The sequence below is a fragment of the Vibrio sp. D417a genome (assembly GCF_030248595.1).
Taxonomy (GTDB): domain Bacteria; phylum Pseudomonadota; class Gammaproteobacteria; order Enterobacterales; family Vibrionaceae; genus Vibrio; species Vibrio alginolyticus.
Map to the genome: position 1 here is coordinate 232,861 of NZ_JAHGAM010000005.1, position 13,841 is coordinate 246,701.

General features: G+C 45.0%; 9 protein-coding genes. 7 read left to right on the forward strand and 2 right to left on the reverse strand.

The features are described 5' to 3' along the window. Positions 1 to 58 precede the first annotated feature (58 nt). Positions 59 to 1,354 (reverse strand): MFS transporter, encoded by a 1,296-nt coding sequence (locus KI742_RS06515; RefSeq protein ID WP_053307975.1) that lies wholly within the window; start codon positions 1,352 to 1,354, stop codon positions 59 to 61. Positions 1,355 to 1,693: 339 nt separating this feature from the next. Between KI742_RS06515 and KI742_RS06520 the strand changes: the two genes are divergently transcribed. Beyond that, the gene (locus KI742_RS06520) at positions 1,694 to 3,235 is read left to right on the forward strand and encodes a sodium:solute symporter (protein WP_285385315.1); all 1,542 of its coding nucleotides are present in this window, start codon (positions 1,694 to 1,696) and stop codon (positions 3,233 to 3,235) included. A gap of 11 nt (positions 3,236 to 3,246) precedes the next feature. Next, on the forward strand, positions 3,247 to 4,617 hold the full coding sequence (locus KI742_RS06525) for an L-serine ammonia-lyase (RefSeq protein ID WP_213873737.1): 1,371 nt from the start codon (positions 3,247 to 3,249) through the stop codon (positions 4,615 to 4,617). Positions 4,618 to 4,695: 78 nt separating this feature from the next. Here KI742_RS06525 and glgX read toward each other — a convergent pair whose 3' ends face one another. Next, positions 4,696 to 6,687: a glycogen debranching protein GlgX gene (gene glgX, locus KI742_RS06530; protein WP_065275519.1), complete on the reverse strand. Its 1,992-nt coding sequence runs from the start codon at positions 6,685 to 6,687 to the stop codon at positions 4,696 to 4,698. Between the two features lie 446 nt (positions 6,688 to 7,133). Here glgX and KI742_RS06535 point away from each other — a divergent pair, with 446 nt between their 5' ends. From KI742_RS06535 to KI742_RS06555, 5 genes are all read left to right on the forward strand, one after another. Next, positions 7,134 to 8,405 carry a maltoporin gene (locus KI742_RS06535; RefSeq protein ID WP_005374784.1) on the forward strand — a complete coding sequence of 424 codons (1,272 nt, stop codon included), beginning with the start codon at positions 7,134 to 7,136 and terminating at the stop codon, positions 8,403 to 8,405. Between the two features lie 100 nt (positions 8,406 to 8,505). Continuing rightward, positions 8,506 to 9,315: a MalM family protein gene (locus KI742_RS06540; protein ID WP_005374786.1), complete on the forward strand. Its 810-nt coding sequence runs from the start codon at positions 8,506 to 8,508 to the stop codon at positions 9,313 to 9,315. A 316-nt stretch (positions 9,316 to 9,631) separates the two neighbouring features. Next, a complete protein-coding gene (locus KI742_RS06545) occupies positions 9,632 to 10,138 on the forward strand; it encodes a hypothetical protein (protein ID WP_005374788.1) in 507 nt (168 codons plus the stop codon). A 120-nt stretch (positions 10,139 to 10,258) separates the two neighbouring features. Continuing rightward, complete coding sequence (locus KI742_RS06550; protein ID WP_213967509.1) at positions 10,259 to 11,872, forward strand: alpha-amylase family glycosyl hydrolase; 1,614 nt, start codon at positions 10,259 to 10,261, stop codon at positions 11,870 to 11,872. Between the two features lie 331 nt (positions 11,873 to 12,203). Further along, the gene (locus KI742_RS06555; protein ID WP_285385313.1) at positions 12,204 to 13,820 is read left to right on the forward strand and encodes an endonuclease; all 1,617 of its coding nucleotides are present in this window, start codon (positions 12,204 to 12,206) and stop codon (positions 13,818 to 13,820) included. Positions 13,821 to 13,841: the final 21 nt, after the last annotated feature.

Here is a 13,841-nt window from a genome sequence, read left to right on the forward strand (position 1 = left end):
ACTCGAAATTAAGTTTTTTCATCCGGCCGGGGAGCCAGCCGGAGTTTTTGAAATTCAGTTACGCTTTTGCTGCTTCGGCTTTTTTGCTCTTATCGAGCACGCCGCCTTTTAGTGTCTCTGGCAGTGATAGCCATAGAAGACCAGCAAGGATCCATACGATTGGTGAACCCCACATTGCGGTTTGTAGGTCGGTACGCTCTTGGATGAAGATAAGTACCATTGGTGCCCACATACCGAGGATACGACCGCCGTGGAATAGCGCCGCGCCGTAGCTACGTAGGTGTGCTGGGAACAGTTCTGAGAAGTAACCACCCCATACCGCTGAAGAAGACAGACCGAAGTTGTAAATCAGGCCAAGTAGAGCCAGCATGTTTAGGCCGCCAATCACCATGTCGCCAGGTGCAACAAAGAAGATTGAAACCATGATGCCCGCTAGGATGAAGCCAAATGCGTTCACCTTACGACCGAATTTGTCAGCTACCCAACCCCAGAACCACGCACCAAACAGTGAACCAAATGCTGAGATAGAGAAGATGAGACCGATGGTTGCACCGTCGAACATACGTACATCACGTAGGTAAGTGGTTACGAAGCCACCAAAGAATTGGAAACCGTAGAAGTTAAGGCCAGCCAGTAATAGACACGTTAGAGTGATCTTACGGTAAGGCTTGCTTAGCATTTCGCCCCAAGAGCCTTTTTTCGCTGGTGCATTTGATTCTTCTGCTTTTGCTTGCTCTTCTTCACCGTAAGCGATCACTTTGCTGTCGCTAGGTAGTACAAAGATCATGACAACAGCCGCTGCCAATGGTGGGATACCACCTACAAGCATTAGGCTTTCCCATGGTGCATCAATGCTTGCAATAAATGCTGCATACGCACCCATTACCATCAGTGCTACAGAGAACATAGAAGACGCGAATGCCGTCAACTTACCACGTACCGTTGGCGTAAATAGGCCGATCATCAAGCTTACTGCCACGGTGAAGTAACCACCCAGTGACAAACCAATGATGAAACGCATTGCTGCCCATGTTGTGTAGTCGGTGAACATCATATTGATGATCGTTGCGCCACCGTTTAGGGCTGTGATGGTAATAAGAGTGGATTTCTTACCAAATTTTGTTGCGAACCAAGCACAGCTCAATGCACCGATAAGTGCACCAACCGACTGCCATGTATAGAACTGGGCAGTGTCTGACAGGCTAATACCATCATACGCTTCAACGATGTATGGGCGTACGTAGTCAATAATTACAAAGTTATAACAATAGAAAAAGTAACCAACCAGTATCGCTAGATAGGCAGCTACCCTTTGAATCATAGGAACTTCGCTCATGTGTCTTTTGGCATTCATGACCGATAAACCTCTATTTCACTTAGGATTTGTTGCTATTCAAACTTAAAGAACACGATCTTATTGGGATCATCTTCGATTTCGTGTCGTGGTGAATCATAGTTTTTTTAAGGTCATTAGATCCGTGATCAATATCAATTTTAAAATGAATGCGTACCCAATTGGTGGTTTTTAGTGATGGGAGTCTCATTAAATCGGTCTTTTTGGCATTTTTGAATATATAACCGTCTATATTGGTGATTATAGTCACAGTTATGGCGGGATTATCGTTTAGATATGCTTTTTTAAAGTAATATCCAAGCACAAATAATTAGCACCCAGAATTATGGAAACCCTGAAATGGTTACGTACTCAAGTTTTGTGGTGATTGCGTTATATGTAGCAATTACCATACTAATCAGCTATTTAGTGAATAAGCGCTACAGCAATGGTGGCGACTTTTCCACGGGTGGAAAGCAATTTGGTTGGTTTACGGCGGGTGTTTCGATACTTGCGACTTACATTAGTGCGATGACGTTTGTAGGGATGCCTGGTTGGGTTTATAGCTCTGGCATGGAAGCGATGAGTATTCACCTTAACTATCCCATCGTTATCTTTTTCACCGTCATTTTCTTTGTGCCTGTCTTCTATAAGCTGGGCTTGACTTCGATTTATGAATACCTTGAGCACCGCTTTGGGGTGTATGCAAGAACCATCAACTCGATTGTGTTCATTGTGGTTCAATGTATCTCTGCGGGTGTGATTTTGTATGCCGTGGCGCTAATCTTAGTGCAAGTTCTGCCTATCAGTATTTCTGAAGCTATTATCTACATTAGTATTTTCACCGCTTGCTATACCTATGCGGGTGGGATTTCCACGGTGATCTGGACCGATATGTTGCAATCTGCTGTATTGGTGGCGGGCAGCATCGCTATCTTTGCCATTCTAATGAAGGAGATTAATACGGCAGATTACCTTTCTCGTGATCACCTGAATATCATCAACTTAGACTTTGATTTGGGCGTAGATACCACACTCTGGGCTGGCGTGGTTGCCGTGAGTTTTTTGCATTTGAGTGTGTACGGCACCAACCAATTGATCATCCAACGCACGTTAGCGACGAGATGTGAAAAGACGGCGCAGAAGTCAATGCTGTTGTGTGGTTACGGTGCGTTTTTTGTGTACTTATTCTTCGCGGTACTCGGTGTTCTTCTGAGTGTTTTCTATCAAGATCAATCGTTTGAAAACAGTAACGAAGTGATTTTGGATTTCGTTTTCAACCACACTAACCCAATTGTGGTTGGTTTGATCATTTCCGCATTGGCAGCGGCCGCAATGTCGACCTTGGACTCGACCTACAACTCGATGGCCACCGTCGCGACGTTCGATATCTATAAGCGTTTCGTTCGTAAAAGTGCCGATGATGAGCACTACGAAAAAGTCGCAAGAAAGATGAGTTTGCTTGCTGCGGCTATGGTGGTAGTGCCAGCTCTACTGGCGGTATCGAATGAATCGGTACTCAAAACCATCGCTAGCTTGACTTCCATCTTTGTTGGTATCCGTCTTGGTTCATTCGTGCTTGGCTTATTCTGGGCAAAAGCCAATGAGAAAGGCGTGATCGTTGGCAGTATCATGAGTGTGATTGCGGTGTTTACTGCGATGTATCTCGACGTGGCTTGGCCGTGGTTCGCGCCAATTGGTACGTTCGTCTTCCTTTTGTTTGGTGTGTTAGTGAGCCGTCGTTGGGGCGCTGTGACTGCCGAGCAACAAATCTTTATCAATAATCAAAAACATCTTTTTGCAAAGCCAACCGCAAGCCATTACGGGCTATTGGTGTTCGCTGTGGCGACCATCGCCGCTTGTATGGTTCTCCCTGATTGGCTTTATGCTGCATTGTCGTAATAGGTAAGTTTATGCTGTCCATCTTTGATATTTACAAGATTGGTGTGGGCCCTTCTAGCTCTCACACCAATGGTCCAATGATCGCGGGTTACCATTTCACTCGTTTGATTGAATCGAACTTGGCTAAAGTGGTTCGTATTCAAGTCGATTTATACGGCTCACTTTCGTTAACGGGGATTGGTCACCATACTGACCGTGCAACGATTTTGGGTCTGTTGGGTAATAAACCAGATACCATCAAAATCGCTTCTGCGAACAAAGCGATGCGCAAGGCGATTGAAGAGGGCATGATGTCTGTCGATGGCCGTCATGAAATCGAATTCAACTACAAAACGGATATGTTGTTCCACGAAGAGAACCTTCCTCTGCATGAGAATGGTATGACGATCACTGCCTTAGATGCGCACGGCAATCAGGTTGGGTTTGAAACTTACTACTCTATCGGTGGCGGTTTTATCGCAACGGCAGATGAACTGCAAAATGGCAGTGCGACTGCTCCTGTAGAAGTTGAGTTTCCATTCTCCAGTGCGGACGAAATGTTGGCACAAGCAGAGAAGAACGGCATGAGCCTCGGCGGCATGATTCTGAAAAACGAACAAGCGTTTCAGAATATGGAAGCCATCAATCAACGCGCAGAACAGATCTGGCGTGTGATGACGCGTTGCATGGAGCGCGGTTTCGAGACAGAAGGTATCTTGGATGGTGGCTTGAACGTGACCCGCCGTGCGCCTAACTTGTTGAAGAAGCTTGAAGCAAATGCAGCGATTGAAAACGATCCAATGGAAATCATGGATTGGATTAACCTGTTTGCTTTTGCTGTGAGTGAAGAAAACGCGGCTGGTGGACAAGTCGTAACGTCGCCAACTAATGGTGCGGCGGGTGTGATTCCAGCGGTATTGATGTACTACCATCGCTTCATCAAAGAGCTCGATACTAAACAGCTTAAAGACTTCCTTGCTGTATCCGGTGCGATTGGCATTTTGTACAAAACTAATGCGTCTATCTCGGGTGCCGAAGTGGGTTGTCAGGGCGAAGTCGGTGTTTCTTCTTCTATGGCGGCAGCTGGCTTGACCGCGCTACGTGGTGGCAGCAATGAACAAATTTGTATTGCGGCCGAGATCGCCATGGAGCACTCACTAGGCATGACTTGTGACCCAATTGGTGGCTTAGTGCAAGTACCGTGTATTGAGCGTAATGCAATGGGTGCAATGAAAGCGATCAATGCATCTCGCATGGCACTAAAGCGTAATAGTAAATGTTTGATCTCGTTGGATAAGGTGATTGAAACCATGTACCAAACGGGCAAGGACATGAACAAGAAATACCGCGAGACGTCACTGGGTGGGTTAGCTTTGATTCACCTAGCGCCGCCTTGCGAATAATGAGTTAGGCACATCTAACCAACAAAAAAGCCGAAGCACTGAGATGCATCGGCTTTCCTTTTTTGGAGCGTTTATAACTTAGCTATGCGTTTGCTCACCTTTTGGTGTGCTTTGGTTTGGTTGATAGTGCAAAATCACCATCGAGGTGGGTGACAGCAAGACTTCGCCTTCAGCATGTCCTGGGTTGAGATTACGTACGTTTGTATCACAGATCGTCACCCATTCTTGCTTTCGCTCATTGGGGAGCTTAAAGCGAGCTGTGGCGTTAGTTTGGTTGATGAGGTAGACCAGCTCTTGCCCTTCTTTACCGATACCAAGGTGAAGTGCGACAGAGCTTAAACGGTTCCAATCATCGTGCTCCATTAAGCGACCGTCTGTACGGCGCCAGAAAATACGGTTGTTATTGCGATTCTCGCCACTGAAAGCTCGGATAAATGGCACCATGTATTGATTTCGGTTGGCGACCATTTGTGACATCCATGCTTTGAAATGTTGCTTACGTTCTGTCTCTTCCCAGTTCAGCCAACTGGTTTCGTTATCTTGGCAATAGGCATTATTGTTACCGCCTTGGGTGTGAGACAGAACATCAGCAGTGAGAATGTGTGGGATACCGAAGGCAAACAGCAAGCTAGCAATAAGGTTGCGTTTTTGCTTCTCACGCGTGGCGATGATCATCAGATTTTCGGTCTCGCCTTCAACACCGTAGTTTTCTGAACGATTGTCACCGTGACCGTCGCGATTTTCTTCGCCATTGGCTTCGTTATGTTTGTGCTTGTAAGACACTAAATCTTGCAGTGTGAAGCCATCGTGATACGTGATGTAATTTACGGTGAGTTTGTATGGCCAGTTCGCTGCACTGTAAATGTCACGAGAGCCCATTAATCGAGTGGCAAACTCTTTTAAATAGCCTTGATCACCGCGCCAAAAACTGCGGGAAATATCACGCAGTTTGTCATTACATTCGTTCCAACCAAATGGAAAGTTACCCACTTGGTAGCCATTTGGACCAATATCCCAAGGTTCGGCAATCAATTTGGTTTCACGCAAAATTGGGTCTTGCGCAACGGCTTTAAAGAAAGCTGCTTCTGGGTTGTAATCATCGCCCTGTCGACCTAACGTTGCAGCCAAGTCAAAACGGAAGCCATCGACTTTAAATTCGCTAACCCAGTAGCGCAATGTATCCATCACAAGGTTTAAGGCTGGTTGGTAGGTGAGATCCACTGTATTTCCGCAGCCAGTGTAATTGGCGAAGTGGTTGCCATGTTTGATGTAAAAACAGGAATCGAGGGCCTTCAGGTTGAAAATTGTAGGCCCTTCACCACCTTCAGCAGTGTGGTTGTAAACCACGTCGAGAATCACTTCGATACCGTTTTTATGCAATTCGCGAATTGTTGTTTTTAATTCCGTAACGGCGTCTTGTTCTGCGTAGCGCGGATCGGGCACCATAAAGAGATAAGGGTTGTATCCCCAATAATTGACCTTTTCCATCTCTAGTAGGTGAGGCTCATGCATGCATGCTGCGACAGGTAGCAATTGCAGCGTGTTGATGTTTTGCTGTTTGTAAAAGGCCAGCATTTCAGGTGATGCAAGACCTAAATAGCGCCCCCTCAGCTTGTCCTCAACCTCTGGGTGGCGTTGGGTAATCCCTTTGACGTGCGTCTCAAACAACACCATCTCTTCTCTGGGTATACGCGGGTGATCCGTGTTTTGCCAGTCAAAATCATCTTCGATAACGACGCACTTCGGCATATCGAAACTTTTGGCTGGAGAGTAGGGAGGATGATAGTGGAGGGCTTTATCTATTGATTTTGCGTACGGATCAGAAATTAACAGTGGCTCGTCCTTGTGGGAGACAAGATAACCGTATTTTTGCCCCGGCTTAATATCTGGAATAAAAGTATGACGTATGCCAGCGTATTCATTCGGTAAACCGCGAAGCTCGTAGCTGCCATCGTCTGCAAACAATGCCAGTTGAATGTCTTTTACGCCCGGAGCATGAATAGAGAAGTTACAGCCTTCTTTATTCAATGTTGCGCCCAGGGGGTAGGGGCGAGAGAGAAGTCGTGTCATCGGAGATACTTTATTTAATATTTATTGCTACCTTTAGGAAACTATAAGTTAAAAACTTTGTCTTACTAAGGTCAACCACCCTAAATATAAAAATATTCGTGTAATTTAATTACTTTATGTGACGGCTTAGAGTCAAAAATATGAAATGGCTATCACTTTGTAGCGGCTCAAAACCGAACAAACTTACTAATTCCTCCCTAGATTGGTGATCTGACTCGAAAAAACACCATTCGGTAAATTTTCTACTCCCTTCTCATCCCCCTTAAATTAGTTTAGGGCGGAGGAAGTCATCCTTGTACGCCTCGGGTAATCTCACAACTGTTGAAACAAACGGGGATTCGTTCCCATCTTACCTCTCTTTCTTTAGGTGTGTTTTTACTGCCTATATTCACCTAAAAGAGTGAGCAGGGAAGACAGAATTATAAATACCCTTAATGGAGTTAAGAATGAAAAAAGTAAGTGCAATTGCTGCTGCTGTAGCTGCAACTTTAGCTGCTGGTTCTGCATTCGCAGTGGATTTCCACGGTTACATGCGTGCTGGCGTTGGCGTGAACGCTGACGGTGGTCAACAATTAACATTCGAAAAGAACAAGATCGGTCGTCTAGGTAATGAAAGCGATATCTACGGCGAGATTCAACTAGGTAAAGAAGTTTACAACAACAACGGCAAAACGTTCTACGTAGACTCTATGGTTGCAATGACTTCTAATGGTTCAAACGACTGGGAAAGCACTTCTGCTAACTGTGGTTTGGATAACGGCGAAGTGAAATGTGTAGACGATGCACAATTCGCACTACGTCAGTTCAACGTTCAAGCTAAAGGCCTACTAAACTTTGCTCCTGAAGCAACGCTTTGGGCAGGTAAACGCTACTACCAACGTCACGACATTCATATCTCTGACTTCTACTACTGGAACATCTCTGGCGCGGGCGCTGGTGTTGAAGGTATCGAAGCTGGTCCTGGTAAAGTTTCTTTCGCTTGGGTTCGTAACGACCGCGGCGATATCGCAGACCCAGGCAACGATGGTGGCGCAACAAACGTAAACACTCTAGACGTACGTTACGCAGGTCTTCCTCTATGGGACAACGGCTCTCTAGAAATGGGCTTGAACTACGCAATTCTTAACGAAACTGACGCTGCGCCAAACGGCACTAAAGATGCGAAAAACGGCGTAATGTTCACAGCAGAATTGACTCAAGGTCTAGACGCTGGTTTCAACAAAACAGTGCTTCAGTACGGTACTGAAGGTTACTCTAAAACAATGGCATTCTACGGCGACGGTAGCTGGTACGGCGCAGAAGCTGACAACGGTGCATCTGGTTACCGCCTAATCAACTGGGGTGTAATCGGCATGGGCGACAGCTGGGAAATGGGTCACCAGTTAGTGTACGGTGTTGGTGAAGACATGTGGGCTGGCCAAGACAAGTGGGAAACAATGTCTGTTGTTGTTCGTCCAATGTACAAATGGGATGACAACCACAAAACTATTTTCGAAGCTGGTTACGCTATCGACGATAACGACGGCGAAGAAAACAAATACGGTAAGCTAACTGTTGCTCAAGCATGGTCTGCTGGCTCTAGCTTCTGGGCTCGTCCTGAAATCCGTGTTTACGCTTCTTACCTAACGGCTGACAAAGAAGACAACTCAAACACATTTGACAACGGTCGTTCAGACGATACGTTCCAGTTCGGTGTACAAGCTGAAGCTTGGTGGTAATCATCTAACCACTAAGTCCTAAATTGTCCTAGAATGATACAGCCAGAACTTATCTGGCTGTATTTATTTAAAAAACAATAAAGAGTCGAGGTAGACAGTAATGAAAAAATGGCTTGCTCCCGTACTGCTGGGCATGTTGGCTACTGGTTGTGCGTCTGTAGAACAAGTAGAGATGAGTCCAAAAGGTCAGCAACAAGTGATCACGCAATCGGGTGATATTCAATGGGTACCGCTTAACGTGCCTGTGGTTACTGAATTCGCTTTGACTGATAAAAGCCAAATGTTGTTGGATGGTAACAGTGCTGGCGCTATTGCAGCGTTTGCTCTTCCAGGTAACCGTGGCAGTCTCGATATCAAATTAGAGACATTCGTAAGTAAAGAACTTCAATTTTATGCTCCTAATGTCGCAGTGATGAACTCGGCAGGAGAAACCATTTACCAAGCAGATTTTTCAAAGTTTAAGTATGAACCAGCAAAACTGTTGGACAACGATAAATTCGTACTTGATCTCAATGTGATTCCAGACATGACAGGTAACGATCTGCATGTGTTGGTTTACACGACTTCCGCCGATCTAAAAGGAAGTACACAAGTTTTACACCCTGCAAAAGCCTTCGCCATGGCGCGTCACACTCAGCCGCCAGATATTGCAGACCCTCTAGCGAAACATAGCCCACTCGGTCAGTTCCGCTTTTCGGTATCCGCGAATGATATTGTGAATACTAAGATTGTTGCGAAAAACGACAACATTCCCCAAGGTACGGACCTTACTAGCTACTACTACAGCTCAATTGAAGCGGCAGTCGCAGCGAATGATATTCCGAAAGCGCTCACTTTGCTTGATGAAGCAAAAGAACTGGGTATCGAAGGTGCGCAACAAGTGTTTGTGAAAGCCGTAAATAGAAAATAATCAGATAAAAAAGGTCAGCGAAATGCTGACCTTTTTCATAGAAAATAAACCAATAAAAATACCCCTACATAGAGTTACCTTATTCACATAATTATTTTTATTACTTTGTTTTTTATATAGGTTGGATCAATAATTAATGGCAGTTCCTAATTTATTTTTTGTACTTAGGAAATAAACAAACTTCTCGAAGTGATTTAAATTCACAATCTGACGATATTTATTTGTCGTTTGATATTTCCATTTTAATAACGATTAATATTTCTTTTAACCGTTGAGTTTATTTTACTTTGGATATACTAAAAAGGAATTACGTGAAATGAACATGATGAAGACCTCTCTTGCTGCTGCTCTACTTGTTGCCTTAGTGGGTTGTCAATCGACTGCAGAACCAGAAGCGGCCGCAGAGCCTGTTGTTAATATGTCTCAAGACGAAGTGGTTGCTTTCATGAAAGCGTGTGACAACCCAGATAGCACAGCGAAAGGACCTATTTCTAAACCACTATTTGTGGTGGGTACTTTTGCGGATTCCGATTGGAAACACGTGCCTCAGCGTCAATACACCTACAAAGGGAATAATTTCTACCAAGCCGTGGTTCAAGAAAAAGTAGGCTCCTACAAAATGCAGTACGCGACCGAGTTGTGGTTCCCACAATTTACCGCAAAAGGTAATAGAATGAACGTTGGTGAATTAACACCATTAACATTTGGTGGTTACGGTACGGACACTTCGGTTGATATTAAAGAAGATGGTAAATATGTATGGAGTCTTCAGTTTGAAGGAAAAGGCAAACCTGTTCATGTCATGGTAAATAAGTGCCAATAATATTCCATTCAGTTATTTAAAATCTATTTTTATTTATTAACCCCTGCATGAAACACATGTCGGGGTTAATTTTATTACTCAAATTTCCGTAGTTTATTTGAGTAAGTTAGGGAGAATAAAATGCGTAATATCCTACGTAACCATCGCCTGCCTCGATCGTTGCTTGCGTTAAGTGTGATTGGTGCTTTATCTGCGTGTAATTCTTCTGGTGGTGGCGACACTAATAGCAGCACTCCGCTACCGGATACCAGTTATGCTTGCCAAGCCAATGTCATGGCGCAAAGTAACCAACTTCGTACTTATCAAATCATGGTAGAGAGTTTTGTGGATGGTGATGCGAGCATTGGTCACGGTACAGGTTATGGCACCAGCCATCATAACGGCGATTTGCAAGGAGTGATTGATTCACTCGATTACATCCAAGATTTAGGGATGAACGCGATTTGGTTGACGCCAGTTTTTGAATCGGAAGCGATAGCGGGCCAAGAACACTGGGCCGATCGTCTGGATGCCACGGGCTACTTTGCAACGGATTACTTCACCATTGATCCACGTTTTGGTGATTTAGAAACGGCGAGAACCTTGGTCGAGGAAGCACACAAACGCGGCTTATACGTGTTTTTTGATGGTGTATTTGGTCATCACAAAGATGGTTTGATCAAACCATCTCCTTCCGGTTTGTTGCCATCGGGATCGAGCAATCCCGTTGATTACCCGGCCAGTCTCGATTTCTACAAAGAAGTGGCAACGTATTGGATCAAAGAACTGAAGATTGACGGCTGGCGTTTAGATCAAGCCTATCAAGTTCCGACAGACGCTTGGACACAACTTCGTAAAGCCGTCGATGAAGCCTCACAAAGTGTGACGTACACCAATAGCAAAGGCGAACAAGTGAATCCGTTGGGCTATATGGTGGCAGAGATTTGGAAAGGGGAGTCTGAAATCGCGAATGAGGCGTATGGATCGAACAGCGATCCAGCATTGTGCTCTGCGTTTGACTTCCCTATGCGATATCGCATCGTTGAAACTTTGGCCGTGAATGAGAGCGGCGTGGGTGGTCGCGGTGCGGATTGGTTAGACAACGGCTACAGCACACACAACCAATATCCAACACATGCGCAGCCGAATTTGATGATCGGCAACCATGATTTAGTGCGCTTTGGTGACTTGTTACAGCGCGGAAACTTGGCGGATGTGAATGATGCAGAATATTGGTTACGCCATAAAGCCGCGTTTGCTTTCCAAGCGGCGTACACCGGGCCAATCACGTTGTACTACGGTGATGAAATCGGGGATCAAGTGGATGGTTTTGCCGCAAAAGAAGACAACAGCACCTGCGCCATTCAAGGTTTGTGCGATGATCACGTTGCGCGCAGTAGTGCGAAAATTGAAGGCGTGACGGCGACGCTTGATGCAAACCAAGCCGATCTCAAATCTTATGTGACATCGCTGATGACAATGCGCGATGCGCATCCTGCACTTTATCAAGGGTCACGCACGAATTTAGTTGCGAGTAACGGCAGTTATGTGGACTTGAAACAATCTGGTTCGGACAAAGTCTTGTTTGCGCTAAATACCTTAGAGAGCGCTAGAAGCGTCACTCTTACTCAGGAGAGTGTTGGTACTGGTGAGTTGGTGGATTTGCTCACGAATGAAAAAATTACTCCGAGTAATGGTCAATATCAGATTCTGATGTCGCCACTACAAGGACGATTCTTTGCGGTAAAACCTTAAGGAATTATCCAGAATTGATGCTCACCAGTTGAGCTGACCACAAGCTTTCTTATAAACAAGCCAAGTGTTGTTGCTGACCTCCATAGGCTCACACTTGGCTTGTTTCTGTCTGTTTTACTTTTCCCTTAATGGTTTTACGACGATGTAGCCAACAAGTTGCTTCGCTTTTTGTATTGGCATTTGTTTTCAGCAGATGGATATTTGTGAGATAAGCTGCACATTAAAAAGTAAATTAACACTTGTGCAACGTAAAAATGTGACTGAAGGATTACTTATGCCCCGCTAATATGTTTATCGTGTTTGGGATTTATATAACTAATGGAAAAGTATAATGAAATCCATAACGAACTCCCTCTGTCTCCTTGCTGCTGTTAGCTCGCCGTTTGCATATAGCCAAATTATCAACGGTGACTTTGAACAGTGGAATGGCAATGTACCTACGCAGTGGTCAGAGATTGACGCTGGCATTGCAGTGTCGCCAAGCAGCGAGCAAATCAAATCGGGTGGTCTGGCTGCCCAGGTCGTCGTGAATACAGGTACCCAAAGCAACACCGACTTTTTGCAAACCATTAATGTGGAGCAAGGGAAAACCTATCCGTTTTCTGTCTCGGTTTATCATACCGAAGGAAATGTAAAAGCACGTCTGGTGGTTGATGGTTATCACAATTACTCGAACCCACAACAGATAAACCAGTGGCAAGAGCTCGCGCACAACTACACAGCGAGCTCGAACAAGACCATCAACGTCGGTTTGCGTTTTTACGATGAAGCCAGTTTTGATGGCTCAGAAGTTGTCTACGTCGATAATTTTCAACCGACTGAGACGAGTACACAACCTCCTGTAGAAAGTTGTAGTGATCACCAAGTGGTCTTGACTCTCACAACAGATAATTATGGTTCAGAAACTAGCTGGACGTTAAAAAACAACCAAGCCGAAGTACTGTTTTCTGGTCAGGGATATGAGTCAGCAACCACCATTGAAAAGAGTATGTGCCTAGCTGACGGTAACTACCAATTCACGATTCAAGACGAGTATGGTGACGGTATTTGTTGTGGCAGCGGCGCGGGGTCGTACACGCTGACTGAGGGAGATAAGACTCTTGCTTCTGGCGCTGAATTCTCTAAAAGTGAAACCACCGATTTTAACTTAGGTGACACAACGACGACCCCACCAGTGGTTGATGGTTATTATCAAGCGGCATCTGGTAAGACGGGATACGCTCTAAAAACAGCGTTGTTTAACATTATCAATAATCACTCCAGCCGAGGCTATTCTGCGGTCTGGACCTTGGTAAAAGATGCCGATATTGATCGTTATTATGAAAATGATGGCTCTATTCTCGATATGTACTCTGAAAAGCCATCTGCTAGCGATACGGTAAGCTTTACCAAAGTCACAGACCAATGTGGCCAATACAAAACGGAAGGGGATTGCTACAACCGTGAGCACTCTTTTCCGAAAAGCTGGTTTGGCGGTAAGGTTGAGCCGATGAACTCAGACGGTCATCACTTGTTTGCAACTGATGGTTATGTAAACGCGAAGCGCAGTAATTGGCCATTTGGTGAAGTGGGCACCGCGACCTACGTGTCTAGTAATGGCTCTAAACTTGGCCAAGCAAGCACTAGTCTGGGCTACTCCGGTACGGTGTTTGAGCCGATCGATGAGTTTAAAGGCGATTTTGCTCGTGCCTATTTCTACATGGCAACCCGCTATGAAAATATTGTAGGTAACTGGGAAGGCAATTCAAGCAATGCGGATGCTGTCCTTGATGGTTCAAGTTCAACGGTTTTTGAACCTTGGATGTTAAACATGCTGAAACGTTGGCACAAAAATGATCCCGTTAGTGAAAAAGAACGAAACCGCAATCAACAAGTGTTTGATTTTCAGGGCAATCGTAATCCATTCATTGATCATCCTGAGTTTGTTGAACAGATTTGGGGAAACTAACACCTTTTTGATTTTGGTATC

Excerpts from the sequence above, each read along its gene's own strand:
- KI742_RS06515 (WP_053307975.1), bottom strand. The coding sequence starts at position 1,354 with ATGAATGCCAAAAGACACATGAGCGAAGTTCCTATGATTCAAAGGGTA.
- KI742_RS06520 (WP_285385315.1), top strand. The coding sequence starts at position 1,694 with ATGGTTACGTACTCAAGTTTTGTGGTGATTGCGTTATATGTAGCAATT.
- KI742_RS06525 (WP_213873737.1), top strand. The coding sequence starts at position 3,247 with ATGCTGTCCATCTTTGATATTTACAAGATTGGTGTGGGCCCTTCTAGC.
- glgX (WP_065275519.1), bottom strand. The coding sequence starts at position 6,687 with ATGACACGACTTCTCTCTCGCCCCTACCCCCTGGGCGCAACATTGAAT.
- KI742_RS06535 (WP_005374784.1), top strand. The coding sequence starts at position 7,134 with ATGAAAAAAGTAAGTGCAATTGCTGCTGCTGTAGCTGCAACTTTAGCT.
- KI742_RS06540 (WP_005374786.1), top strand. The coding sequence starts at position 8,506 with ATGAAAAAATGGCTTGCTCCCGTACTGCTGGGCATGTTGGCTACTGGT.
- KI742_RS06545 (WP_005374788.1), top strand. The coding sequence starts at position 9,632 with ATGAACATGATGAAGACCTCTCTTGCTGCTGCTCTACTTGTTGCCTTA.
- KI742_RS06550 (WP_213967509.1), top strand. The coding sequence starts at position 10,259 with ATGCGTAATATCCTACGTAACCATCGCCTGCCTCGATCGTTGCTTGCG.
- KI742_RS06555 (WP_285385313.1), top strand. The coding sequence starts at position 12,204 with ATGAAATCCATAACGAACTCCCTCTGTCTCCTTGCTGCTGTTAGCTCG.